This window comes from Streptomyces sp. NPDC111802 (assembly GCF_055634335.1).
In genome coordinates this window covers 102,409-126,657 of sequence record NZ_JBVKCZ010000004.1, presented here as the reverse complement: position 1 = coordinate 126,657, position 24,249 = coordinate 102,409, and the positions used below count along the sequence as shown (strand labels likewise).

General features: G+C 70.3%; 20 protein-coding genes and 1 riboswitch. Of the genes, 16 read left to right on the top strand and 4 right to left on the bottom strand.

Features of this window, described 5'->3' with window-relative positions; all coding sequences use genetic code 11:
- Nucleotides 1-266: 266 nt before the first annotated feature.
- Together ACZ7NC_RS05400 and ACZ7NC_RS05395 are read left to right on the top strand one after the other, a co-directional pair.
- Nucleotides 267-1,055: an ABC transporter ATP-binding protein gene (locus ACZ7NC_RS05400; RefSeq protein ID WP_471485091.1), complete on the top strand. Its 789-nt coding sequence runs from the start codon at nt 267-269 to the stop codon at nt 1,053-1,055.
- Complete coding sequence (locus ACZ7NC_RS05395) at nt 1,052-3,622, top strand: ABC transporter permease (RefSeq protein ID WP_471485090.1); 2,571 nt, start codon at nt 1,052-1,054, stop codon at nt 3,620-3,622. The genes ACZ7NC_RS05400 and ACZ7NC_RS05395 overlap by 4 nt, the downstream gene beginning before the upstream one ends.
- 115 nt (nt 3,623-3,737) lie before the next feature.
- Here ACZ7NC_RS05395 and ACZ7NC_RS05390 read toward each other — a convergent pair whose 3' ends face one another.
- Nucleotides 3,738-5,189, bottom strand: a complete 1,452-nt coding sequence (locus tag ACZ7NC_RS05390) for a DUF2079 domain-containing protein (protein ID WP_471485089.1) — start codon at nt 5,187-5,189, stop codon at nt 3,738-3,740.
- A gap of 188 nt (nt 5,190-5,377) precedes the next feature.
- On the opposite strand from ACZ7NC_RS05390, the gene mfd reads away from it, so the two are divergent.
- Nucleotides 5,378-8,908 carry a transcription-repair coupling factor gene (mfd, locus tag ACZ7NC_RS05385; RefSeq protein WP_471485087.1) on the top strand — a complete coding sequence of 1,177 codons (3,531 nt, stop codon included), beginning with the start codon at nt 5,378-5,380 and terminating at the stop codon, nt 8,906-8,908.
- Between the two features lie 107 nt (nt 8,909-9,015).
- Here the strand turns inward: mfd and ACZ7NC_RS05380 are convergent, their stop codons facing one another.
- Together ACZ7NC_RS05380 and ACZ7NC_RS05375 are read right to left on the bottom strand one after the other, a co-directional pair.
- Nucleotides 9,016-9,426 (bottom strand): SgcJ/EcaC family oxidoreductase, encoded by a 411-nt coding sequence (locus ACZ7NC_RS05380; protein WP_471485086.1) that lies wholly within the window; start codon nt 9,424-9,426, stop codon nt 9,016-9,018.
- A gap of 46 nt (nt 9,427-9,472) precedes the next feature.
- The gene (locus tag ACZ7NC_RS05375) at nt 9,473-10,078 is read right to left on the bottom strand and encodes a TetR/AcrR family transcriptional regulator (RefSeq protein WP_471485085.1); all 606 of its coding nucleotides are present in this window, start codon (nt 10,076-10,078) and stop codon (nt 9,473-9,475) included.
- A gap of 148 nt (nt 10,079-10,226) precedes the next feature.
- Between ACZ7NC_RS05375 and ACZ7NC_RS05370 the strand changes: the two genes are divergently transcribed.
- Nucleotides 10,227-11,108 (top strand): SCO6745 family protein, encoded by an 882-nt coding sequence (locus ACZ7NC_RS05370; RefSeq protein ID WP_471485083.1) that lies wholly within the window; start codon nt 10,227-10,229, stop codon nt 11,106-11,108.
- Between the two features lie 212 nt (nt 11,109-11,320).
- Here ACZ7NC_RS05370 and ACZ7NC_RS05365 read toward each other — a convergent pair whose 3' ends face one another.
- Nucleotides 11,321-11,503 carry an Rv0909 family putative TA system antitoxin gene (locus ACZ7NC_RS05365; RefSeq protein WP_471485081.1) on the bottom strand — a complete coding sequence of 61 codons (183 nt, stop codon included), beginning with the start codon at nt 11,501-11,503 and terminating at the stop codon, nt 11,321-11,323.
- Between the two features lie 235 nt (nt 11,504-11,738).
- On the opposite strand from ACZ7NC_RS05365, the gene ACZ7NC_RS05360 reads away from it, so the two are divergent.
- The 12 genes from ACZ7NC_RS05360 (at nt 11,739) to ACZ7NC_RS05305 (ending at nt 24,180) form a co-directional block, all read left to right on the top strand.
- Nucleotides 11,739-12,506 carry an HNH endonuclease family protein gene (locus tag ACZ7NC_RS05360; RefSeq protein WP_471485380.1) on the top strand — a complete coding sequence of 256 codons (768 nt, stop codon included), beginning with the start codon at nt 11,739-11,741 and terminating at the stop codon, nt 12,504-12,506.
- Between the two features lie 79 nt (nt 12,507-12,585).
- Nucleotides 12,586-13,329 carry an N-acetyltransferase gene (locus ACZ7NC_RS05355; RefSeq protein ID WP_471485080.1) on the top strand — a complete coding sequence of 248 codons (744 nt, stop codon included), beginning with the start codon at nt 12,586-12,588 and terminating at the stop codon, nt 13,327-13,329.
- Nucleotides 13,330-13,564: 235 nt separating this feature from the next.
- Complete coding sequence (locus tag ACZ7NC_RS05350; protein ID WP_471485078.1) at nt 13,565-14,197, top strand: hypothetical protein; 633 nt, start codon at nt 13,565-13,567, stop codon at nt 14,195-14,197.
- Nucleotides 14,198-14,235: 38 nt separating this feature from the next.
- Complete coding sequence (locus ACZ7NC_RS05345) at nt 14,236-15,729, top strand: protein kinase domain-containing protein (RefSeq protein ID WP_471485378.1); 1,494 nt, start codon at nt 14,236-14,238, stop codon at nt 15,727-15,729.
- 249 nt (nt 15,730-15,978) lie between these two features.
- On the top strand, nt 15,979-16,623 hold the full coding sequence (locus tag ACZ7NC_RS05340) for a SurA N-terminal domain-containing protein (RefSeq protein WP_471485076.1): 645 nt from the start codon (nt 15,979-15,981) through the stop codon (nt 16,621-16,623).
- A gap of 133 nt (nt 16,624-16,756) precedes the next feature.
- Nucleotides 16,757-17,740: a nucleoside triphosphate pyrophosphohydrolase gene (locus ACZ7NC_RS05335; protein ID WP_471485074.1), complete on the top strand. Its 984-nt coding sequence runs from the start codon at nt 16,757-16,759 to the stop codon at nt 17,738-17,740.
- Between the two features lie 58 nt (nt 17,741-17,798).
- Nucleotides 17,799-19,079, top strand: a complete 1,281-nt coding sequence (locus ACZ7NC_RS05330; protein WP_471485072.1) for a cytochrome P450 family protein — start codon at nt 17,799-17,801, stop codon at nt 19,077-19,079.
- Between the two features lie 166 nt (nt 19,080-19,245).
- Nucleotides 19,246-20,280, top strand: coding sequence for a transglycosylase family protein (locus tag ACZ7NC_RS05325; protein WP_471485070.1), 1,035 nt, complete (start codon nt 19,246-19,248; stop codon nt 20,278-20,280).
- A gap of 209 nt (nt 20,281-20,489) precedes the next feature.
- A riboswitch (cyclic di-AMP (ydaO/yuaA leader) is annotated at nt 20,490-20,682 on the top strand.
- A gap of 4 nt (nt 20,683-20,686) precedes the next feature.
- Nucleotides 20,687-21,373 carry a transglycosylase family protein gene (locus ACZ7NC_RS05320; RefSeq protein ID WP_471485069.1) on the top strand — a complete coding sequence of 229 codons (687 nt, stop codon included), beginning with the start codon at nt 20,687-20,689 and terminating at the stop codon, nt 21,371-21,373.
- A 364-nt stretch (nt 21,374-21,737) separates the two neighbouring features.
- Nucleotides 21,738-23,024 carry a phosphopyruvate hydratase gene (gene eno / locus ACZ7NC_RS05315; protein WP_147999705.1) on the top strand — a complete coding sequence of 429 codons (1,287 nt, stop codon included), beginning with the start codon at nt 21,738-21,740 and terminating at the stop codon, nt 23,022-23,024.
- Nucleotides 23,025-23,126: 102 nt separating this feature from the next.
- Nucleotides 23,127-23,603 carry an FtsB family cell division protein gene (locus ACZ7NC_RS05310; protein ID WP_471485068.1) on the top strand — a complete coding sequence of 159 codons (477 nt, stop codon included), beginning with the start codon at nt 23,127-23,129 and terminating at the stop codon, nt 23,601-23,603.
- Between the two features lie 58 nt (nt 23,604-23,661).
- Nucleotides 23,662-24,180 (top strand): DUF501 domain-containing protein, encoded by a 519-nt coding sequence (locus ACZ7NC_RS05305; protein ID WP_471485066.1) that lies wholly within the window; start codon nt 23,662-23,664, stop codon nt 24,178-24,180.
- The last annotated feature ends 69 nt before the right edge of the window (nt 24,181-24,249 follow it).

Sequence of the window (24,249 nt, the reverse complement as noted above, 5' to 3'; positions counted from 1 at the left end):
CTCCACCAAAGGGTGGACAGCCCCTAGGGGGATCTCCGTACCAGGTCTCGGGGAGGGTTGGTACCACCGGAGGACGAGACGGTGGGGGAGCCGTCCTTAACCTGGCTTTACGCCGCTGGGGGGTGGCTTTCCGAACCTGCGGGGGTGGGGTTTTCCCCCGCACAAGACGGGGCCCGGCACCAGCGCGCCGGACCCTCTCCCACCACGAGACTGACCGTCGTAGCGGTTTTCGACACCGACCTGCTGACCGACTTAGGAGACATACCGTGACATCGGCTGTGACCATTCCCAGGCACGGGGGTACTGGAGGGCGTACGGCCGTTGCCGCGCGGGCGCGGCAGGTCGTCAAGGCGTACGGGTCGGGGGAGACCCGGGTCGTGGCCCTGGACCAGGTGGATGTGGACATCGCGCGGGGGCAGTTCACCGCGATCATGGGTCCCTCGGGGTCCGGCAAGTCCACCCTGATGCACTGCCTCGCCGGACTCGACACCGTCACCAGCGGCCAGATCTTCCTCGACGACACCGAGATCACCGGGCTGAAGGACAAGAAGCTCACGCAGTTGCGCCGGGACCGGATCGGCTTCATCTTCCAGGCGTTCAACCTGCTGCCGACGCTCAACGCGATCGAGAACATCACGCTGCCCATGGACATAGCCGGCCGTAAGCCGGACAGGCAGTGGCTCGGGCGCGTGGTCGACACAGTTGGACTTTCCGACCGGCTCAAGCACCGGCCCACCCAGCTCTCCGGCGGCCAGCAGCAGCGCGTCGCCGTGGCCCGCGCCCTGGCCGCGCGGCCGGAGATCATCTTCGGTGACGAGCCGACCGGAAACCTCGACTCGCGCGCGGGCGCCGAGGTCCTCGGCTTTCTGCGGCGGTCGGTGGACGAACTCGGGCAGACCATCGTGATGGTCACGCACGACCCGGTCGCCGCCTCGTACGCGGACCGGGTGCTGTACCTCGCCGACGGCCGCATCGTCGACGAGATGTACAAGCCGACCGCCGACGCCGTCCTGGACCGCATGAAGGACTTCGACGCCCGGGGACGTACGTCATGACCGTCCTGAAGACCTCCATGCGCAACTTCTTCGCGCACAAGGGGCGTATGGCCCTGTCGGCCGTGGCCGTCCTGCTGTCGGTGGCCTTTGTCTCAGGGACTCTTGTCTTCACCGACACGATGAACACCACCTTCGACAAGCTCTTCGCCGTCACCTCGTCCGACGTCACCGTCAGCCCCAAGGACGCCAAGGACGAGGACGACGGCGGCGGTACGGGCCGGCCGGCCTCGCTGCCCGCCTCGACCGTCGAGCAGGTCGCGGCCGTGGACGGCGTCGAGAAGGCGGAGGGCGCGGTCGCCTCGACGAGCGTGACCGTCGTCAACTCCGAGAACAAGAACATGGGTTCCTCCACCGGCGCGCCCACCTTCGCCGGCAACTGGACCGAGAGCGACAAGAAGTCCATGGAGATCACCTCCGGGCACGCCCCGCGCGGGCCCACCGAGGTCATGGTCGACGCGGACACCGCCGACAAGCACGACCTGAAGCTCGGCGACGAACTTCGCACCATCGCCGCCACCGGCGACATCCGCGCGCGCATCGTCGGCATCGCCTCCTGGAAGGTGACCAACCCGGGCGCGGCCGCCGTCTACTTCGACACCGAGACCGCGCAGCGCGCCCTGCTCGGCGCCACCGGCCGCTTCACGCAGGTCTCCGTCACGGCGGCGGCCGGCGTCACGGACGCGACGCTCAAGCAGGACATCACACAGGCACTGGACGGCACGTACAAGATCCAGACGGCCAAGGAGAGCACCGACGAGAACCGCAAGGACGTCGGCGCGTTCATGAACGTCATCAAGTACGCCATGCTCGGCTTCGCCGGGATCGCGTTCCTGGTCGGCATCTTCCTGATCATCAACACCTTCTCGATGCTGGTCGCCCAGCGCACCCGCGAGATCGGCCTGATGCGGGCGATCGGCTCCTCGCGCCGGCAGGTCAACCGGTCGGTGCTGGTGGAGGCGCTGCTGCTCGGCTTCGTCGGATCCGTGCTGGGCGTGGGTGCCGGTGTCGGTATCGCGATCGGCCTGATGAAGCTCATGTCGATGGCCGGCATGAACCTCTCCACCGACGACCTGACGGTGAAGGTGACGACCCCGGTCGTCGGCCTGATCCTCGGCGTGGTGGTGACGGTGCTGGCCGCCTACCTCCCGGCCCGCCGGGCCGGCAAGGTCTCCCCGATGGCCGCCCTGCGCGACGCCGGCACCCCGGCCGACGGCAAGGCGGGCTGGGTACGCGGCCTGATCGGGCTGCTGCTGACCGGCGGTGGCGTCTACGCCCTGTACGCGGCCGCCACCGCCGACAAGGCGAGCGACGGGGCGGTGATGCTGGGCGGCGGCGTGGTGCTGTCCCTGATCGGCTTCGTGATCATCGGCCCGCTCCTCGCGGGCGGGGTGGTCCGGGTGATCAGCGCGGTGCTGCTGCGGGCCTTCGGACCCGTGGGCCGCATGGCCGAGCGCAACGCCCTGCGCAACCCGCGCCGTACCGGCGCCACGGGCGCCGCCCTGATGATCGGCCTCGCGCTGGTGGCCTGTCTGTCGGTGGTCGGCTCCTCAATGGTCGCCTCGGCGACGAGCGAGCTGGACAAGTCGGTGGGCGCGGACTTCATCGTCATGAGCCAGCAGCAGGAGATCGTGCCGCAGGCCGAGAAGGCCATGCAGCGGACGCCGGGGCTGGCCCACGTCACCCGCTACAAGGACGTCGACGCCACCCTGACCTCGCCGGACGGCAAGACCGACGACAGCGGGATCACGGCCGCCGACCCGACGTACGCCGAGGACCTGCGCCGTACGACCACGCAGGGCACCCTGTCCGCCGCCTACGGCAAGGACGCCATGTCGGTCGGCTCGGACTACGCCAAGAAGCACGGGGTGCGCGTCGGCGACACCATCTCCGTCGCCTTCAAGGGCGGCGAGACGGCGAAGCTGAAGGTCGCCGCCATCATGGACGACGACACCTCCATCGACCAGGGCGCCCGCTACACGAGCATCGAGACCCTGCAGAAGTACCTTCCCGCCGACCGGATCCCGCAGAACGTGATCATGTTCGGCAAGGCCAAGGACGGCCAGGAGGAGGCGGCGTACGCGGCCCTGAAGAAGTCGCTCGACGACTATCCGCAGTACCAGGTCCGCGACCAGACCGACTACAAGGAGGAGCTGAAGGACCAGGTCGGCCAGCTCCTGAACATGGTCTACGGCCTGCTGGCCCTGGCGATCATCGTGGCGGTCCTGGGCGTGGTGAACACCCTGGCGCTGTCGGTGGTCGAGCGGACGAGGGAGATCGGCCTGCTGCGCGCGATCGGTCTCTCCCGCCGTCAGCTGCGCCGCATGATCCGCATGGAGTCGGTGGTGATCGCCCTGTTCGGTGCCCTGCTCGGCCTGGGGCTCGGCATGGGCTGGGGCGCGACGGCCCAGAAGCTGCTTGCTCTGGAGGGCCTGAACGTCCTGGAGATCCCGTGGCCGACGATCATCGGGGTCTTCATCGGCTCGGCGTTCGTGGGGCTGTTCGCGGCACTGATCCCGGCGTTCCGGGCGGGCCGGATGAACGTACTGAACGCGATCGCGACCGAGTAGCCGAGCGGTCGGCCGACCCAATGACCACCGCAGACGGGGGTTGCGGGGGACGGGCCCGGTCCGGAAGGTGCCGCCTTCCGGACCGGGCCCGCTGTCTTTTCGGCGGCGGCCGTCGCTATCCCGTACGGCGTTCCAGCAGTACGACTCCGTAGGCGGTGCCCTTGACGCCGTACCGGGCGTCGGGGTGCAGGGTCCGGGCATAGGCCTCGACGTCGCGGTAGCGCTTGCGGGAGTTGTCGAGGGCGATGAAGTCCGGGTCGACGCCACGGGTGTTGCTGACCCAGAAGACCCGGCAGCGTGCGGTCAGCCGGCTGATCGGGGCGATGTTCGCCTCGACGGAGGCACCGTCGGGAACCTCGGCGAGGAGGCGCTCTATCGCGCTCACGCGCGCGGGCTTGCGGTAGATCTCGCTCTCGGCCAGCGCGGACAGCGGCAGCGAGGTGGTCAGCGCGAGCGAGGCGGCCGCGACGGCGGCGGGCAGGTGATGGACGTACGACCGCAGCCACGCGCGCGTGCTGTGCCGGCTGATCGCGAGGGCGTCGACGAGCGCGAGGGTGACGACCGGCATCAGGACGGCGTTGTAGTGCCAGTCCGTCCCCCAGTACTGCGGATAGGAGGAGACGAAACGCCAGCCGATGGTGGGCAGGGCGACGAGCAGGATCGGGGACCGCAGGGCGAGCAGTCCGGTGGTGGGTATCAGAAGCCAGGCGAGCGTACGGAGCTTGGTGTCGAGGCCGTCGAGGGGCCCGCCGCCGCCCGACTCGTTCACCTTGTTCCAGTAGTCGTAGGTGCCCGCGGAGTTGAAGCCCGGTATGACCACCAGGAGCGTCACCGCCAGGGCCACCACACCGAGGACGGCGACGGCGATCGCGTACCGGGACGCGCGCGGCGAGTCCTGGCGGGCCCGCCAGGCGACGACCAGCGCGACGCCGGTGAGGGTGAACCCCAGGTCCTCCTTGACGAGGACGAGCGGCACGGCCCACAGCAGCGCGGCCCGCCACCGCCGCGCGAGAAGCGCCTCAAGGGAGAAGGCGATCAGCGGCACGGCGAAGCAGATCTCGTGGAAGTCGAAGTCGACGGCCTGCTGGAGCCCCCACGACAGCCCGTACGCGACGCCGATCGCCAGCCCCCGCTGCCGCCCGAGCAGCCGGGCCGCGGCGCGTGCGACGGGGACCGCGGAGAGCGCGAAGAGCGCGGCCTGCGCGACGAGCAGGGTGACCGGCGAGGGGAAGACCCGGTAGAGCGGCGCGAGGAGGGCGGTCACCGGACTGAAGTGATCGCCGAGGATGTTGAACCCGGGCCCCTTCAGGTCCGCGATCGGCGCCTGCAGATGCGCGTACGACCGGATGACCTGCTCGAAGATGCCGAGATCCCACGAACGCTGGCCCAGATGCCGGTAACGGCCCACGGAGACGATGGCATAGCCCACGAAGAGTGCGACAGCGAGGAGCCAGGGGTCTCGCGGGGCCGGGTCGGGGTGGGTGCGATCCGGGTCGCTCGGTGTGGGCGCCGGTATGTGGGGGTCCGGGGAAGTGTCCGTGGGGGTGGACGCGGCGGGGGTGGACATGAGGGGACCTTACGCGGTGTACACCCCTGGCCTTCACTCGCCGGCGTTGTGCTGCGCCCGGTACCGGAGAACGCACGTTATCCACAGCCCCCGGCGCCCGCCCGCCCGGCGACGTACGCTGGAACACCCGGTTCGTCACACGTGTCGGGCCGTTCGTGTTGCCCACCCCTGGACGGAAAGCGCCCTCCATGAGTCTGCACGGTCTGCTCGACGCCGTAGTCAAGGACACCGCCCTCGCGGAAGCGATCACGGCGGCCGCGGACGGCAACCGCATGCACGTCGACCTGGTCGGCCCCCCGGCGGCCCGCCCGTTCGCCATCGCCGCCCTCGCCCGCGAGGCCGACCGCCCGCTCCTCGCGGTGACGGCGACGGGCCGCGAGGCCGAGGACCTGGCGGCGGCCCTGCGCTCCCTCCTCCCCTCGCAGGGCGTCGTGGAGTACCCGTCCTGGGAGACCCTCCCGCACGAGCGCCTCAGCCCCCGCAGCGACACCGTGGGCCGCCGCCTCGCCGTGCTCCGCCGCCTCGCCCACCCCAGCGGCGACGACCCCGAGACGGGCCCCGTCTCCGTGGTGGTGGCACCGGTGCGCTCCGTGCTCCAGCCGCAGGTCAAGGGCCTCGGCGACCTGGAACCGGTGGCACTGAGGACCGGCCAGACCGCCGACCTGAACGCGATCGTGGAGGCCCTCGCGGCCGCCGCGTACGCGCGCGTGGAGCTCGTCGAGAAGCGCGGCGAGTTCGCCGTACGAGGCGGCATCCTGGACGTCTTCCCGCCCACCGAGGAACACCCTCTGCGCATCGAGTTCTGGGGCGACGACGTCGAGGAGATCCGCTACTTCAAGGTCGCCGACCAGCGCTCCCTGGAAGTCGCCGAGCACGGCCTGTGGGCCGCTCCGTGCCGAGAGCTGCTGCTCACCGACGACGTACGGGCACGCGCGCGTGCCCTCGCCGAGGAGCACCCCGAGCTCGGCGAACTGCTCGGCAAGATCGCCGAGGGCATCGCGGTCGAGGGCATGGAGTCCCTGGCGCCGGTCCTCGTCGACGACATGGAGCTGCTGCTCGACGTCCTGCCCAAGGGCGCCATGACGGTCGTATGCGATCCGGAACGGGTCCGCACGCGTGCCGCCGACCTCGTGGCGACCTCGCAGGAGTTCCTCCAGGCGTCCTGGGCCGCCACGGCCGGCGGCGGCGACGCGCCCATCGACGTCGGCGCGGCCTCCCTGTGGTCCATCGCCGACGTCCGCGACCGCGCGCGCGAGCTGGACATGATGTGGTGGTCGGTCTCGCCCTTCGCGGCCGACGACGAACTCGACGCCGACACCCTCAAGCTCGGCATGCACGCGCCCGAGTCGTACCGCGGCGACACCGCGAAGGCCCTGGCCGACACCAAGGGCTGGCTCGCCGACGGCTGGCGCACGGTCTTCGTGACCGAGGCCCACGGCCCGGCGGCCCGCACGGTCGAGGTGCTCGGCAGCGAGGGCGTCGCGGCGCGCCTGGAGGCCGACCTGGGGGAGATCTCCCCGTCCGTCGTCCATGTCGCCTGCGGCTCGATCGACTACGGCTTCGTCGACCCGGCGCTCAAGCTGGCCGTCCTGACCGAGACCGACCTGTCCGGGCAGAAGGCGGCCGGCAAGGACGGCGCCCGGATGCCGGCCCGCCGCCGCAAGACCATCGACCCGCTCACCCTGGAGACGGGCGACTACATCGTCCACGAGCAGCACGGCGTCGGCCGCTACATCGAGATGGTGCAGCGCACCGTCCAGGGCGCCACCCGCGAGTACCTCGTCGTCGAGTACGCCCCCGCCAAGCGCGGCCAGCCCGGCGACCGGCTGTACATCCCCACCGACCAGCTGGAGCAGATCACCAAGTACGTCGGTGGCGAGGCGCCCACGCTGCATCGCCTGGGCGGCGCCGACTGGACGAAGACGAAGGCACGGGCCAAGAAGGCGGTCAAGGAGATCGCGGCCGACCTGATCAAGCTGTACAGCGCGCGTATGGCGGCCCCCGGCCACGCCTTCGGCGCGGACACCCCCTGGCAGCGCGAGCTGGAGGACGCCTTCCCGTACGCCGAGACGCCCGACCAGCTGACGACCATCGCCGAGGTCAAGGAGGACATGGAGAAGTCGATCCCGATGGACCGGCTGATCTGCGGCGACGTCGGCTACGGCAAGACGGAGATCGCGGTGCGAGCCGCGTTCAAGGCGGTGCAGGACGGCAAGCAGGTGGCCGTACTCGTCCCCACGACCCTGCTGGTGCAGCAGCACTTCGGGACGTTCTCCGAGCGCTACTCGCAGTTCCCGGTGAACACCCGGGCCCTGTCCCGCTTCCAGACCGACACCGAGGCGAAGGCGGTCCTGGAGGGCCTGCGCGAGGGCTCGGTGGACATCGTGATCGGCACGCACCGGCTGTTCTCGTCGGAGACCAAGTTCAAGGACCTGGGCCTGGTCATCGTCGACGAGGAACAGCGCTTCGGCGTCGAGCACAAGGAACAGCTGAAGAAGCTGCGCGCGAACGTCGACGTCCTGACGATGTCCGCGACCCCGATCCCGAGGACCCTGGAGATGGCGGTCACGGGCATCCGGGAGATGTCGACGATCACGACCCCGCCCGAGGAGCGCCACCCGGTCCTGACCTTCGTCGGCCCGTACGAGGAGAAGCAGATCGGCGCCGCGATCCGCCGCGAACTGCTGCGTGAGGGCCAGGTCTTCTACATCCACAACCGGGTGGAGTCGATCGACCGCGCGGCCGCGCGCCTGCGCGAGATCGTCCCCGAGGCGCGTATCGCGACGGCGCACGGCCAGATGTCGGAGGGGGCGCTGGAGCAGGTCGTCGTCGACTTCTGGGAGAAGAAGTTCGACGTCCTGGTGTCGACCACGATCGTCGAGTCCGGCATCGACATCTCCAACGCCAACACCCTGATCGTGGAGCGCGGCGACAACTTCGGCCTGTCCCAGCTCCACCAGTTGCGCGGCCGGGTGGGCCGGGGAAGGGAGCGCGGCTACGCCTACTTCCTGTACCCCCCGGAGAAGCCGCTCACCGAGACCGCCCACGAGCGCCTCGCCACCATCGCCCAGCACACGGAGATGGGCGCGGGCATGTACGTGGCCATGAAGGACCTGGAGATCCGAGGCGCCGGCAATCTGCTGGGCGGCGAGCAGTCCGGCCATATCGCGGGCGTCGGCTTCGACCTGTACGTCCGCATGGTCGGCGAGGCGGTCGCGGACTACCGCGCCTCGCTGGAGGGCGGTGTCGAGGAGGAGCCGCCGCTGGAGGTCAAGATCGAGCTCCCGGTCGACGCCCACGTCCCGCACGACTACGCGCCCGGCGAGCGGCTCAGGTTGCAGGCCTACCGCGCCATCGCCTCCGCCAACACGGAGGAGGACGTCAAGTCCGTACGCGAGGAACTCGTCGACCGCTACGGCAAGTTGCCCGAGCCGGTGGAGAACCTCCTCCTGGTGGCGGGCCTGCGCATGCTGGCCCGCGCGTGCGGCGTCGGCGAGATCGTCCTGCAGGGCAACAACATCCGGTTCGCGCCGGTGGAGTTGCGCGAGTCGCAGGAGCTGAGGGTCAAGCGCCTGTACCCGGGCAGCGTCATCAAGCCCGCGGCGCACCAGGTGCTGGTGCCCCGCCCGAAGACCGCGAAGGTGGGCGGAAAGCCGCTGGTCGGGCGGGAGTTGCTCGGGTGGGTCGGGGAGTTCCTGGCGTCGATTCTGGGGTCGTGAGCTGGGCGTTCCGTCCCGGGGTGCCTTGGAGTTCGTGGGGTTCGTGGGTTCCTGGGTTCCCCGGGTGCCTTGGGGTTTTTGGGCTCCTTGGGCGCACCCTGGGGGCGTCAGCCGGCCTGCACCTCGGTGTTCTGGCAGGCGTGCAGGAGCCACCTTCCGTCGTCCTGCTTGGTCATGACGTAGAGCGGGGCGCCCTCCGTGTCGCCCTGCGGTGAGTGGTAGACCTGCCGGACCTTCACGGCCGCGACATCGGGCCGCAGGAACCTCGTGTGCGCCACCTCGTAGGTGACCTCGCCGTCCCAGGTCGCGGTCGGCAGCACGGCACGGGTGAACTCGGCGATGGCGTCGAGACCGATGAGGACCTTGCCGTGCGCCGTGGTCCACAGGGCGTCGGGGTGGAAGAGGGCGAGGAAGCCGTCGGGGTCCTTGGCGCGCTGGGTGCGTTCGACGGTGGCGACGAGCTCGGTGATGGCCTTGAGGTCGGCGCCTGCGTCGGCTGTTGCTGGTTCGGTGGTCATGCGGGTCACTCTGGGACCTCAAGTTGGCTTGAGGTCAAGCGTGAGCCTAGATCGACGGCGTGCTCGGCGGCTCGCTTCGGAACAGCATCGCCGCCAGTGTCCGGAACACCTCCTCGGGGTCCTCGTCGCCGACCGGGCCGTCAAGGTTGTGGCCGAGGAGCAGCGTGGCGAAGCCGTGGGCCAGAGACCAGGCGGCCACGCCGGCCAGGCGGCTGTCGATGCCGAGTTCCTCGGGCCGTACGGCGGCGACGGCCCCGCGCAGGGTGTCGGCGGCGAGGGCGCGAGCCGTGGTCAGTTCCAGGTCGCCGGCGCGCAGCAGTTCGGGCGTGAACATCACCTGGAAGTGCGCGGGGTGCTCGCGTGCGAAGCGGACGTAGCGCACGCCCGCGTCCTTCAGGTCCGCGGCCTCGATGAGCGCGGTCGCCAGCAGCCCGAAACCCTCGGCGGCGATCGCCGTCAGCAGTCCGGTGCGGTCCTTGAAGTGATGGGCCGGCGCCGCGTGCGAGACACCGGCGCGGCGGGCGAGGTCGCGCAGGCTCAGCGCTGACGGGCCGTCGGCGGCGATGACGTCCAGCGCCGCGGTGAGGATGGCTCTGCGCAGGTCGCCGTGGTGGTAGGGGCGGCGGGTGGACGGCGGTTGTGCGGCTGTCATGGGCAGCAGCGTACGCCCCATCTTGGCGGCGACAAGTTTCTGACATCTAGGCGTTGACAAGTTCTTGGGGGTGGGGCAATCTTGTCAGTGTCAAGTTGTGGGCGTGGGGGTGTGGGAGATTCCGACACCTCGAATCAGGGGGAGCGGCATGGTGAAGCAAGACGGCGGTCTGGAGTCGAGTCGGGTACGTCAGCTCTGGCACCTGCTGGAGCCACTGCATGCGGTGCTGTATTACGCGCCGGAGGTCTTCGAGGAGGCGGCCGCGCTCGGTTACGCCACCGAGGAGCGCTGGCCGAGCTACTTCCCTTACCGGGCGGCGCCATTGGGGGCGCTGAGTGCGGAACAGGTCGCGTCCGCCTTCTACAGCTTCAGCCCACGAATGGTCGCCGAACACATCCACCCCGCTTGGAAAATCGCGACTCCCGAGGCCCTGTTGGAGGCGCGGATGCACGGGGTCGACCGGGCCTACCGCGTGATATTCGGCGACCGGATCGACAGTCCCGAGCTGGCGGAGGCGGCGGCCCTCGCACGCCGCGCGGCCGAGGCGGCGAACACCGCGGGTCGCCCGCTCGCCGCGGCCAACGCCACCCTGGACTGGCCGCAGGCCCCGCATCTCCAGCTCTGGCACGCGGCGACCCTGCTGCGGGAACACCGAGGCGACGGTCACATAGCCGCCCTGCTGGTGGCCGGCCTCGACCCCGTCGAGTCGCTCGTGTCGTTCGCCGCGATAGGCGCCGCATCCGCCGAGCGCTTCGAAAGCCGTGGCTGGAGCCCCGAGGAGTGGGCGTCCGCGCGCGACCGTCTGGCCGCCCGAGGCCTGGTCGACGCCGACGGCACGGCCACGGAGGCGGGCCGCGAACTGCGCCGCAGCGTCGAGGACCACACCGACCAACTCGCCGCCGGGCCCTGGCAGTCCCTCACGGTGGAGGAGGCCGACCGGCTGGTGGAACTGCTCGGCGAGTTCTGGGTCGCGGTGCTGTCCTCCGGTCTGCTGCCTTCGGAGACGACGTTGGGGATCGGGAAGGTCTGAGGAGCGGGCGCACGGGGACGGCGTGCATTGAACTTCGCGTTGTGGCCAGCAAGTTCTGAGGGTCCGTGCTGCGGTCCGGCCAGCGCGAAGCCGCCCGCAGGAGGTGCAGCTCCGCGGACGGCCCCTGTTCTTCAGGTGGTTGAAGCGCACCCCGGCGTCGGCGCCGTGCCCGACGGGTCTCGTGGTCTAGTGGTCCTGCGTGGGCCGCGGCCTTACGGCTGCTCGGGCCTGTCCCGGTCCATGCCTGCTTCGCGCTCCATCCGCCGCTGCGCTTCGTCGACCTGGCTCTCGTGCTTGTTGCCAGTCCGCTCGTTGACCTTCCGCTCCGCGGTGTCGGACATGTCCCGCGCCTTTTCCTGCGCGTGGCGGTTCTTGAACCTGTCGAAGATGCCCATCCAAGAGCTCCTTCCGGAGGTGATTCACCACCGACGATACGCCCGGGTTACGAAGTATGCGCGATTGATCCCGTTGTTGTCTGGACCTCCTTGCCCGGACTTCCTTGCCCGGACCTCCACCCCGGACCTCCCGAATGCCGCCGTGCGCCGGGTCGCTACCGTGTGCGCGACGGTGTACCAGGGAAGACCGCCGATGTCGGGGCGGAACGGGCAGCAAGGGGAGGGACGCATCGTGATGCGTCTGAGGGGCGGGGCGGCGAGCGCCGCGGCGATGCTCGGCATGGTGCTGGTACTGGCGGGCTGCGAGAACGTCGATCTGCCGGTGGACGACGAACCCTCGGGCTCGGTCCCGGCCGGCGGATCCGGTCGCGCCGTGAGCCCACTGGACAACCCCGACGGCACGAAACCGGGGCTCGCGCCCCTCACCTCGGACGCCGACCGGGCAGAGGCACGGGCGCTCATCGAGAAGGTGAAGACGAAGGGCCGTGGCCCCAGGACGGGTTACGACCGGGACGAGTTCGGCTACGCGTGGATGGACTCGGCCCCGGGCGGCATCCCGTTCGCCCGCAACGGCTGCGACACCCGCAACGACCTACTCAAGCGCGACGGCGAGGACGTCCGCTTCCGCTCCGGCTCCGACTGCGTCGTGACGTCCATGACCCTGGACGACCCGTACACCGCCCGGACGATCGAGTGGGCCAAGTCCCGCGCCACGACGGTACAGATCGACCACGTCATGCCGCTGTCGTACGACTGGCAGATGGGCGCCTCCCGCTGGCCGAAGGGCAAGCGCCAGGACATCGCCAACGATCCCCTCAACCTCATCCCGGTCGACGGCCCGACCAACGGCTCCAAGGGCGACTCCGGCCCCGCGTCCTGGCTGCCCCCGAACAAGCGGATCCGCTGCTCGTACGCGGTGCGCTTCGCCCAGGTGTCGCTGAAGTACGAACTGCCCGTGACCACCGCCGACAAGGAGATGATGCTGCGCCAGTGCGCGAGGTGACCCGCCCCGCGGGCGGGAGCCGAGCCGTGGGCCGAAAAAGGCTTTCCGGCGAGGTCGGCCCGAGCCTACGGTTGCCGGCATGGAACTGAAGGTGGCGAGCCTCGCCGAACGCCCGGAGATGCTCGGGCCGGTCCTGGAAATGCCGGACACCTGGCCGGAGTTCGTCCTTCACGACCCCGTGGGCAACGCCCACTACGGCCGGATCCCGCGCGAGTTCCCGGAGTACGCGCTGTTCGCGGAGGACGAGCGGGGCGAGGTCGTGGCCCATGCCTTCAGCGTTCCGTTCGCCCTGCACTCGGAGGGCCGCGGCCGGCTGCCCGCCCGGGGCTGGGACGAGGTGCTGGTGTGGGCCTTCGCCGACCTGCGCGCCGGCGTCCGCCCCGACACGGTCAGCGCCATCTCCGTGGTCATCGCCCCGCACGCACTGGGCGGCGGCCTGTCCGCCCGGATGCTCTCCGCGATGCGCGACAACGCCCGCGCGCACGGCTTCCACGAGGTCGTCGCGCCGGTCCGCCCCAACGCCAAGCACCTCGAACCGCACACCCCCATCGAGGAGTACGCCCGTCGTGTACGCCCCGACGGTCTGCCCCACGACCCGTGGCTGCGCGTCCACGCCCGGGCCGGGGCCACCATCGACTCCATCGCCCCGGCCTCCATGACCGTCGCCGGTTCCCTGGAGCAGTGGCGCGGCTGGACCGGCCTGCCCTTCGACACCCCGGGTGAGATCGAGGTGCCCGGCGCGCTGGTGCCGGTGCGGTGCGAGCCGGAGCGGGACCATGCCGTGTACGTCGAGCCCAATGTGTGGATGCGGCACCCGCTCTGAGCCGCCCGGGGCGGGCGGAATCGGAGCGGGCGCGCGCGATCGGCCCGGAAGCCGAGCCTCCGCGCGACCTGCGCCGTCTTACGAAGTGATCAGCACGACAAGGGTTCGGTACAACCGGTGACCGTATGTCGGTGTCGGCCTATACGCTCGAAGCGACAATCGCACGACCGAGGTTGCCCCGCACCGGGCAGGGTCGGTCGGCCCCGCAGGTCCACTTCAGGCATCAGGAGCAGCCATGCAAGGCCACGGCCACACGCAGCCGGTGAACCAGCCGCCGCCGACCGGTTGGCTGGTCTTCCTGCGCGTGGTCTTCGTCGTGATCTCGGTGCTGAGCTTCGGTCTGCTGATGTGGACGATGATGCTGCGCCTGGCCATCGTGACCCGCAAGGCGCTCGACTGGTGTCTGTTCGCGGCGTCGATCGTGGTGGAGTTCCTCGGTCTGTATCTGATGGGTTCCGAGTCGGGCGACGAGATCCACACCGCGGGCGGCTGGACGGGCCTCGCCCTGGTCCTGGGCGGCCTCGTGGCCTCGATCGCGTACTACCTGTCCGCGGACATACGCCACTTCCACCAGCTCCGCTTCACCGGCTACTCCGCGCAACGGCCCCCGCCCCAGTCCTACGGCTATCCGCAGTCCCGGTCGCCGTACTCCACCACGACGGTGCCACAGTCGCCGTCGATACCCCAGACACCGATACCTCAGACGCCCGTACCCCACACGCCGGTGCCCCGCACGCCGGTGCCGCCGCCCCCGCAGCGCCCCGCCCCCGCGCGCATCGACCAGGTGCGTGCCGAGCTCGACGAGCTCAGTGACTACCTGCGCAAGCACGACGGCCGGCAGGACGGCAACCACGAGGGCGGAAGGTGACCGTGGCGACAGGACGCGTCGTCGCCGGCCGCTATGAACTGTCCACGCTCATCGGACAGGGCGGCATGGGACAGGTCTGGACGGCCTACGACCGGCGGCTCGACCGGCGCGTGGCGGTGAAGCTGCTGCGCCCCGACAAGGTGGCCGGGCAGGAGGCGGGCGAGCTGCGCCGCCGGTTCGAGCGCGAGTGCCGGGTGACCGCGCAGGTCGACCACCCCGGGCTCGTCACGGTGCACGACGCGGGCAGCGAGGGCGAGGAGCTGTTCCTCGTCATGCAGTACGTCGACGGCGTCGACCTCTCCGCTCATCTCACCGAGCACGACCCGTACCCCTGGCAGTGGGCGGTCGCGGTCGCCGCGCAACTGTGCGCCGTGCTGAGCGCCGTGCACGCCGTGCCGATCGTCCACCGCGACCTCAAGCCACGCAACCTGATGGTGAAGCAGGACGGCACGGTCACCGTCCTCGACCTCGGCGTCGCCTCCGTCATGGACGCCGACACCACCCGCCTCACCCACACCGGCACTCCCATCGGCTCGCCCGCCTACATGGCCCCCGAGCAGGCGATGGGCGGCGCGGTCGGCCCGTACACCGACCTGTACGCACTCGGCGTACTGCTGCACGAACTCCTCAGCGGGGACGTGCCGTTCTCGGGTTCCACGGCCCTCGGTGTGCTGCACCGGCACCTGTACGAGCCGCCGCTGCCAGTGCGCCGTGTCCGCCCCGAGGTCCCGGAGGCGCTCGAAGCCCTGGTGCTCCGCCTGCTGGCGAAGGACGCGCAGCACCGCCCGGCTTCCGCGCAGGAGGTGTACGAGGACCTGGCGCCGCTGCTGCCCGCGCGCGGCACGCCCACCGGAGAGCCTCGCGACCCCACCCGCCCCTTCCTGCGCCCGCACGCCCCCTGGCCGGACCGCGCCCGCACCCCCGCGCCCCAGCCCGCCCCCGCCGCCCCCGTCACGCCCGACATCGAGAAGACCGACGTCGTGCGTGCCGTGGACGAGGTCAAGCGCCTCCTCGGCGAGGGCCGGATCACCCAGGCCGTCGACATCCTCGGCGCGATCCTGCCCACCGCCGCCGAACAGCACGGCGAGCACTCCCCGGTCGTGCGCACTCTGCGCAAGCAGTACGCGGCCACCCTCATGGACGACGGCCAGTACCGGCGCGCGCTACCCGAACTGCGCCGCCTCGCCGACGAACGCGCCGCCGAGGCCGGCCAGGCCGACCCGCAGGCCCTGCGCTTCCGCTTCGACGTGGCCCAGTGCCTGGAACAGCTCGGCGATCCGGCCGCCGCGCTCGCCCAGTACCGCGCGCTGCTGCCGTACTACGAGAACCAGTACGTCTCCGGCGACCCCGAACTCGCCCACGACGTCCGCCGCCGCATCGGCCACCTCCTGCTCGCCGTGGGCGACCGGCCCGCCGCCCACGACACTCTGGCCCGCCTCCTGATCGACGTGGAGCGCCGGCACGGCCCCGGCCACCCGGTCGCGGCGGAGGTGCGGCGGACCCTGCAGTGGCTGGGGCAGGTGCGCGGCTAGCTTTTCTGGTCAACGGCAAGCAGACACGGGACGGCTGCACGATCACCGTGGACCGCGACGCCTGGGGCGGACCGGTGGCGATCACCGGCTGAGCGGCCGAGAGCGGCGAGTGGGCCGGGCGGGGGTGCTTCGGTGCCCGAAGTCCTGGCGAATCGTTGGTCGAATGGGTTGGCCAGAGCTTGCCCACTGCCTACCATCGATCACCGCAAGACTTTGTGCACCGCCGCACAAACTCCTCAGGAGGTCTCCTTGCACCGCCGTCGTCGTACCGCGCTCCTGCTCTCCGCCGCGATCGTCGCGGCGCCCCTGCTCACCGCCTGCGGATCCGACGCGCACCCCGGTGCGGCCGCCGTCGTCGGCGGCCAGCGGATCACCGTCTCGCAGCTGGAGAACAGGGTGAGCGAGGTCCGCGCGGCACAGCGCGCGGCCGTGCCGGACGAGGCCGCGTATGCGCAGGTCATCGCGAAGTCCGGCAGCCTTCCGCGCGACGTCCTGCACAACATGGTCCTCGACGAGGTGCTGCACAAGGCCGCTCAGGACGCGGGCGTGACCGTCACCCGCAAGGAGATCCAGGGGATGCGCGGCGAACTGGAGGACCAGGTCGGCGGCCCCAAGGCCCTGGAAGCCGCCTGGCTCCAGCAGTACGGCATCCCGCCGCAGCGCCTCGACGAGAACCTCCGCCTCCAGCTCGAGGCCCAGAAACTCGCCACCAGCCTCGGCACCGACACCGGCAAGCCCGCCTTCTGGAACGCCCTGGCCGGGGCGTCCAAGAAGCTCGACATCGACCTCAACCCGCGCTACGGCACCTGGGACGTCCAGAAGAGCAGCCGCGCCGACGCGAAGACGCCGTGGGTGCGCGAGGTCACGGCGGCGGGGACGCAGCAGACGATGTGACGGCGGACCGACCCGGCTCCGCCCCCTGTGGACAACCACAGGAACCTCGCCCAGCCTGTGGACAACCACAGAGACCCCGCCCCGCCTGTGGATAACTCAAGGCGTCGTCGGTCGCTTGGGTTACGTTCGGATCGTGAACGCAACCAGTCCCGAAGCCGCCGCCCCCGGCCGCATCGTCCTGCTCACCACCAGCCACCGCGTCGCCCCCGGCCTGTTGTCCTGGCCCGCCTGGCAGGCGCTGCACTCCGCCGACCGTGTGCTGTGCGCGGACGGCGCGCATCCGCAGCTGCCGTATCTGCGCGAGGCCGGGATCACCGTCGACGAGGCCGCCCCGACCGCCCAGGACCTGATCGAGGCGTGCGCCGGCGGTCGCACGGCCGTCGTCGTGGCGACCGGCGAGGGCGAGCCCGCGCTCACCGACGGCCTCGCCCGCCTCGCCGGCACCGGCCGCGTCCAGATGCCCGATCTGGAACTGCTCCCCGCCTCCTACGACCTGCCCGGCGCCCGTCTCCTCGACCTCGTCCAGGTCATGGACCGCATCCGCGCCGAGTGCCCCTGGTCCTCCCAGCAGACCCACAAGGGCCTGGCGAAGTACGGCATCGAGGAGGCATACGAACTCGTCGAGGCGATCGAGGACGGCGACCGCGACGAACTCCGCGAGGAACTGGGCGATGTCCTCCTCCAGGTCGTCTTCCACGCCCGTATAGCGGAGGAGGACCCGGACTCCCCCTTCTCCATCGACGACGTGGCCGGCGGCATCGTCACCAAGCTCATCCACCGCCACCCCCATGTCTTCGGCGACGAGACGGCGACGACCCCCGAGGAGGTCAAGGAGCACTGGCTGCGCACCAAGGCGGTGGAGAAGCAGCGCGAGTCGGTGACGGAGGGCATCCCCCTCGGCCAGCCGGGCCTCGCCCTCGCGGCGAAGCTGGCGTCCCGGGTGCGGACGGCGGGCCTGGAGGTGCCGCTGCCGGCCGGGGAGGGCCTTGGGTACGAGCTGCTGGCGATGGCGGTCAGAGCGGAGGCGGCCGGGGTGGACCCGGAGGCGGCCCTGCGGGTGGCGGCACGGGCCTACCGGGACGCGGTGCGAGCCGCCGAAGGGCTCGGCGCCCAGTAGCTTCCCGAGCTTCCCGGGCCGTGGGCGAACCCCCCGACCCGCCAGCTACCGTCAAGGAGTGACCAACCAGCCCCACCCCCCGACTCCCACTCCCGCGGCCCCCGACCTCTTCACCTGGGAGTTCGCCACCGACCCCTACCCCGCCTACGCCTGGCTCCGTGAGCACGCCCCGGTGCACAGGACGCGGCTGCCCAGCGGGGTGGAGGCATGGCTGGTCACCCGGTACGCCGACGCCAAGCAGACCCTCGCCGACCCCCGGCTCTCCAAGAACCCGGCCCACCACGACGAGCCCGCGCACGCCAAGGGCAAGACCGGTATCCCCGGGGAGCGCAAGGCCGAGCTGATGACGCATCTGCTCAACATCGACCCGCCGGACCACACCAGGCTCCGCCGGCTCGTCTCCAAGGCCTTCACGCCCCGCAGGGTCGCCGAGTTCACCCCCAGGGTGCAGGAGCTCACGGACCACCTCATCGACCAGTTCGCGCGGAAGGGGAGTGCCGACCTGATCCACGAGTTCGCCTTCCCGCTCCCCATCTACGCCATCTGCGATCTGCTGGGCGTCCCCCGCGAGGACCAGGACGACTTCCGGGACTGGGCGGGCATGATGATCCGGCACCAGGGCGGCCCGAGGGGCGGGGTCGCGCGGTCGGTGAAGAAGATGCGCGGCTATCTCGCCGACCTCATCCACCGCAAGCGCGAGGCGCTTCCCGCCACCCCCGACCCCGGCGAGGACCTCATCTCGGGCCTCATCCGCGCCTCCGACCACGGTGAGCACCTCACCGAGAACGAGGCCGCGGCCATGGCCTTCATCCTGCTGTTCGCCGGTTTCGAGACAACCGTCAACCTCATCGGCAACGGCACCTACGCCCTGCTCACCCACCCCGAGCAGCGCGCCCGCCTCCAGTCCTCCCTGGCCGACCGCGACACCGCCCTGCTCGAAACCGGCGTCGAGGAACTCCTGCGCTACGACGGCCCCGTCGAGCTCGCCACCTGGCGCTTCGCCACCGAGCCGCTCACCATCGGCGGACAGCACATCGCCCCCGGCGACCCCGTCCTCGTCGTCCTGGCCGCCGCCGACCGCGACCCGGAGCGGTTCGGCGACCCGGACGTCCTGGACCTCGGCCGCCGTGACAACCAGCACCTCGGTTACGGCCACGGCATCCACTACTGCCTCGGCGCCCCGCTCGCCCGCCTGGAGGGCCAGACCGCCCTGGCCACGCTCCTCACCCGACTCCCGGACCTCCGACTCGCGGTGGATCCGGGGGAGTTGAGATGGCGCGGTGGACTGATCATGCGCGGACTGCGCACCCTTCCGGTGGAGTTCAGCCCAGTTGGGTGATTCTGTCCGCCCCGGCAAACGTGATACGCGCTCAAGTCTGTGATCTTCACGTGATCTACGCGGCATTAACTTGTGACAAGTGATCGTCTGCCTATACGTTCACGGATCAACGAGGCGCCCAGGTTTCACGCGCCACAGTCACTGCTGTCTCGTGAAAGGCACCCGCATGCTCTCCGGGAACGGTCGTCACCGTCGCCCCCGTCAGGCTCCGGCTCTCCTTGTCGCGGCCGGGGTGACCGGCTCCGCCATCGCCATCCCGCTCCTCGGCGCCACCGGCGCGAGCGCGGCCGACGGCAATGTGTGGGACAAGGTGGCCGACTGTGAGAGTGGCGGCTCCTGGAGCGCCGACACCGGCAACGGGCGTTATGGCGGACTCCAGTTGACCCAGGCCGACTGGGAGAAGTACGGCGGTCTCGACTACGCCTCCACTCCCGATCTGGCCAGCCGCTCCCAGCAGATCGCCGTGGCGCAGGACGTCCTGGCGGCCCGGGGAACCAGTCCCTGGGGCACCTGCGCGGTGCTCAACGGACTCACCAAGGCGTCCGGCTCGGTCGACCTCGACACCGGGGTGGAGGAGGACTCACCCTCCGAGGTGTCCGGATCCTCCGGTTTGCTCGATTCACCCAAGTCGTCCGGCTCGTCCGGCTCATCGAGTTCGTCTGACTCATCGAGCGAATCCGACTCCTCCGGTGCGTCGACCCCGTCCGACGATGCCTCGAACCTGCTGAGCGGCTCCTCCGGCGCTTCGTCCGAATCACCCGATAATTCATCATCCTCGCCCTCGTCGTCCTCTTCAGTCGACAAGTCCGCGAAGTCCGATACGTCACCCGACTCAAGGACTCCACAGTCGCCGGACAGCTCTCCCATAGAGACCCCCAAGGGTGACAATCAGGACAACTCGGAGCAGGATGCGGGCTCCTGGAGTCTCGTCGACACCGGGTCGATCGACGACGCGACGGCCGGCTCCGGGCGTCATCGCGGTCCCAGTGCCGACGAGGACGATGCCGTCGACAGTGCCGTCAAGTCCTCCGGTCGCCACGCCTCGTACAGCGTCCGCCCCGGCGACACTCTCGCCTCCATCGCCGACTCCCTTGAGCTTCAGGGCGGGTGGCGCGCGCTGTACAACGCGAACAAGAAGGCCATCGGCGCCGACGCGAACCACATCTTCGCCGGTCAGACCCTGGACGTCCCTGTCGAATAACGGTCGAACAGGGCGAAAAACAGCGGGAGTTCGCGTCATGTTTCGCCCTGGAATGTCCGCTTTAAAGGTAGTGAGAGATAGATCTCAGATGCCCTGATCGTCTTTGTAATTCCGCGAATCGCGTGTCTACGGTCATGACCGCTCGCCACCAGAGCGAGCCCCGACAGCCGTCACGCCGAATCCTGCCGGCGGCCGTACGGGAACAGTCGTCGCGTCAAGCGCCGTAGGCAGGAGCGGGGGACCCAAGGTAAGCGCCGGGTCCGGCAGTTGAGGCCCTTCGGGGCCGCACGGCCGGAGTTCGGCTTGGGGTTAAGTCGCGCACCAGCGTCAGCGGTGCGCGGCCGGGCAACTCAACCGGCCCGAACCCGACAGCTCACCTCGTAGGCGTCGGTGAGGGGATCCTTCCATGCTGTTTTCCAGCAAGGGCAAGCACCGCCGTCCGTCCAAGGCCGCTCGCGCCATCGCCGTCGTCGGCGTCACCGGCGCCGCCGCCGTCGCCGCCCCGCTGATGGCGGCCGGCAGTGCCTCGGCCGCCACCGCCTCCGAGTGGGACACCGTCGCCCAGTGCGAGTCCGGCGGCAACTGGTCGATCAACACCGGCAACGGCTACTACGGCGGTCTGCAGTTCTCCGCCTCCACCTGGGCCGCGTACGGCGGCACGGCGTACGCCTCCACCGCCGACCAGGCCAGCAAGGCCCAGCAGATCGAGATAGCCGAGAAGGTCCTCGCGGCCCAGGGCAAGGGCGCCTGGCCGAACTGCGGCACCGGCCTGTCGAGCGCCGCCTACAACGGCTCCTCCGCCGGCTCCTCGCAGAGCGGCGAGACCACCACTCGCTCCAGCGAGCAGCAGTCGGCCTCCCGCTCCACCGACCGCCCGGCCGCCAAGAAGAGCACCAAGACCGTCACCACCCCGACCGGCAAGAAGGTCAAGAAGGGCGACGGCGAGTACAAGGTCGTCAAGGGTGACACCCTCAGCTCGATCGCCGCGGACCACGACGTCAAGGGCGGCTGGGAGAAGCTCTTCCAGCTGAACAAGGGCATCGTCGAGGACGCGAACCTGATCTACCCGGGTCAGCAGCTGCACCTGAAGTAAGCCGGCGCGGCGGGCCGCGAACCGGCGGCCCGCGGCATCACGCGGCCGACAGTTGAACCACAGCGCCTTCACATCCGTGGACCTCATAGTGAAGGCGTCGTGAGGGCCACCCCCGTCCCCACGAACTCCCCGCCTCGGTGCGTTTTCCCCCGTACGCACCGGGGCGGGGCTCTTTCTTGTGCGGGCTTGCACGCGGGTTCTTCTGCGGGCCCGCACGCGGACCATTTTTGTTCCGTTCGGAAACAATTTACTCTCGGTTCTGTCCACGGGGCGGTCGACCGCTGGCCGAACGCCCGGAGCCGGTTAGGCTCGTCTCGCAGTACCCACCGCGGTCTGCGTACCCGCGTCACATCCGAAGAAGGAGATGCTCGTGCCGTCCATCGACGTCGTCGTAGCCCGGGAAATCCTGGACTCCCGAGGCAACCCCACGGTCGAGGTCGAGGTCGGCCTCGACGACGGCAGCACGGGTCGTGCCGCCGTCCCGTCCGGCGCCTCGACCGGTGCCTTCGAGGCCATCGAGCTCCGTGACGGTGACCCCAACCGCTACCAGGGCAAGGGTGTCGAGAAGGCCGTCCTCGCCGTCATCGAGCAGATCGGCCCGGAGCTCGTCGGCTACGACGCCACCGAGCAGCGCCTGATCGACCAGGCGATGTTCGACCTGGACGCCACCGACAACAAGGGCTCGCTCGGCGCCAACGCCATCCTCGGCGTCTCGCTCGCCGTCGCGCACGCCGCCTCCGAGGCGTCCGACCTCCCGCTCTTCCGCTACCTGGGCGGCCCGAACGCGCACCTGCTGCCGGTGCCGATGATGAACATCCTGAACGGCGGCTCGCACGCCGACTCCAACGTGGACATCCAGGAGTTCATGATCGCCCCGATCGGCGCGGAGTCCTTCTCCGAGGCCCTGCGCTGGGGCACCGAGGTCTACCACACCCTCAAGAAGGTCCTGAAGGGCCGCGGCCTGTCCACCGGCCTCGGCGACGAGGGCGGCTTCGCCCCGAACCTCGGCTCCAACCGCGAGGCCCTCGACCTCATCCTCGAGGCCATCAAGGAAGCCGGCTACGCCCCCGGCGAGCAGATCGCCCTCGCGCTCGACGTCGCCGCCTCCGAGTTCTACAAGGACGGCAAGTACCTCTTCGAGGGCAAGGAGCGCTCCGCCGCCGAGATGACGGAGTACTACGAGGAGCTCGTGGCGGCCTACCCGCTCGTCTCCATCGAGGACCCGCTGTTCGAGGACGACTGGGCCGGCTGGAAGGTCCTCACCGACAAGCTCGGCGACAAGGTCCAGATCGTCGGCGACGACCTGTTCGTCACCAACCCGGAGCGCCTGGCCCGCGGCATCGACGACGGCGCCGCCAACGCCCTGCTGGTCAAGGTCAACCAGATCGGCTCGCTGACCGAGACCCTGGACGCCGTCGAGCTGGCCCAGCGCAGCGGCTTCAAGTGCATGATGTCCCACCGCTCCGGCGAGACCGAGGACGTCACCATCGCCGACCTGGCCGTCGCCACCAACTGCGGCCAGATCAAGACCGGCGCCCCGGCCCGCTCCGAGCGCGTCGCCAAGTACAACCAGCTGCTGCGCATCGAGGAGATCCTCGACGACGCGGCGGTGTACGCGGGTCGCTCGGCCTTCCCGCGCTTCAAGGGCTGACGCCCGGCCGGGTAAGCCTTAGCCAGTCGTACGTACGTCCCCGTACTCGGTCCCGTACCGTGTGCGGGGACGTACGCACGTGAAAGGGGAGGCGGAGAGCCGATGGCCGTGAAGGACCGGGACCGTTTCTCCACCGCGACCAGGATCCGGTTGCTCGGCGAGCAGACGGCGGCCCGCGTCTACCGCTCCCAGACCAAGCGGCAGGCCCGGCGCTCCAGGCTCACCGGGCGCGCCGCGCTGCTCGCGCTGGTGCTCTGCTCCCTCGTCGTGGCACTGGCCTACCCGATAAGGCAGTACGTCTCCCAGCGCGCCGAGATCGCCGACACGCAGCGGCAGCAGGAGGAGGCCGCCCAGCGCGTCGAGCAGCTGCGCGACCTCAAGGCACGCTGGCAGGACGACGCGTACGCCGAGCAGCAGATCCGGCAGCGGCTGCACTATGTGATGCCCGGGGAGACCGGTTACATCGTGGTCGACCCGGACGCGGGCAAGGCGTCCCGGACCGACCGGAGCGCGGCCGACAGCCCCTGGTACGCGAAACTCTGGGACGGGGTCGACAAGGCCGACGCCGCCGCCCAGTGAGAACCGATCGCCCGGACCGATCCTGAGATCGCCGGCGAGAACCGATAGAAAGACAGGCATGGAAACGCCCCCGCCGCCCACTCCGCGCACCGAGCCCACCGACGCGGACGTCGAGGCCTTCAAGCAGCAGCTCGGGCGGCCCCCGCGCGGGCTGCGCGCGATCGCGCACCGGTGCCCGTGCGGGCAGCCGGACGTCGTCGAGACGGCCCCTCGGCTGCCCGACGGCACGCCCTTCCCGACGCTGTACTACCTGACGTGCCCGAAGGCGGCGTCGGCGATCGGGACGCTGGAGGCCGAGGGCGTGATGAAGGAGATGACGGCCCGGCTGGAGAGCGATCCGGAGCTGGCGGCGGCGTATCGGGCCGCGCATGAGGACTACATCCGGCGGCGGGACGAGATCGAGGAGCTGACCGGGTTTCCGAGCGCGGGTGGCATGCCGGATCGGGTGAAGTGTCTGCATGTGCTGGTCGCGCACTCGCTGGCGGCCGGGCCCGGGGTCAATCCGCTCGGGGACGAGGCCATCGCGATGCTGCCCGAGTGGTGGATGAAGGGGCCGTGTGTGGTTCCGGCCGAGTGATCCTCGCCCCGCCGCCCCTACCCGTCCCATCCCGTGGGCTGCGCCCACGGCGCTGAAATGTCCCGTACT

Coding starts and splice junctions, on each gene's coding strand:
- ACZ7NC_RS05380 (WP_471485086.1), bottom strand. CDS start 9,426: ATGACCACCGAACCAGCAACAGCCGACGCAGGCGCCGACCTCAAGGCC.
- ACZ7NC_RS05365 (WP_471485081.1), bottom strand. CDS start 11,503: ATGGGCATCTTCGACAGGTTCAAGAACCGCCACGCGCAGGAAAAGGCG.
- ACZ7NC_RS05355 (WP_471485080.1), top strand. CDS start 12,586: ATGGAACTGAAGGTGGCGAGCCTCGCCGAACGCCCGGAGATGCTCGGG.
- ACZ7NC_RS05325 (WP_471485070.1), top strand. CDS start 19,246: ATGCTCTCCGGGAACGGTCGTCACCGTCGCCCCCGTCAGGCTCCGGCT.
- ACZ7NC_RS05350 (WP_471485078.1), top strand. CDS start 13,565: ATGCAAGGCCACGGCCACACGCAGCCGGTGAACCAGCCGCCGCCGACC.
- ACZ7NC_RS05305 (WP_471485066.1), top strand. CDS start 23,662: ATGGAAACGCCCCCGCCGCCCACTCCGCGCACCGAGCCCACCGACGCG.
- ACZ7NC_RS05320 (WP_471485069.1), top strand. CDS start 20,687: ATGCTGTTTTCCAGCAAGGGCAAGCACCGCCGTCCGTCCAAGGCCGCT.
- ACZ7NC_RS05390 (WP_471485089.1), bottom strand. CDS start 5,189: ATGTCCACCCCCGCCGCGTCCACCCCCACGGACACTTCCCCGGACCCC.
- ACZ7NC_RS05375 (WP_471485085.1), bottom strand. CDS start 10,078: ATGACAGCCGCACAACCGCCGTCCACCCGCCGCCCCTACCACCACGGC.
- ACZ7NC_RS05370 (WP_471485083.1), top strand. CDS start 10,227: ATGGTGAAGCAAGACGGCGGTCTGGAGTCGAGTCGGGTACGTCAGCTC.
- ACZ7NC_RS05310 (WP_471485068.1), top strand. CDS start 23,127: ATGGCCGTGAAGGACCGGGACCGTTTCTCCACCGCGACCAGGATCCGG.
- ACZ7NC_RS05395 (WP_471485090.1), top strand. CDS start 1,052: ATGACCGTCCTGAAGACCTCCATGCGCAACTTCTTCGCGCACAAGGGG.
- ACZ7NC_RS05360 (WP_471485380.1), top strand. CDS start 11,739: ATGCGTCTGAGGGGCGGGGCGGCGAGCGCCGCGGCGATGCTCGGCATG.
- mfd (WP_471485087.1), top strand. CDS start 5,378: ATGAGTCTGCACGGTCTGCTCGACGCCGTAGTCAAGGACACCGCCCTC.
- eno (WP_147999705.1), top strand. CDS start 21,738: ATGCTCGTGCCGTCCATCGACGTCGTCGTAGCCCGGGAAATCCTGGAC.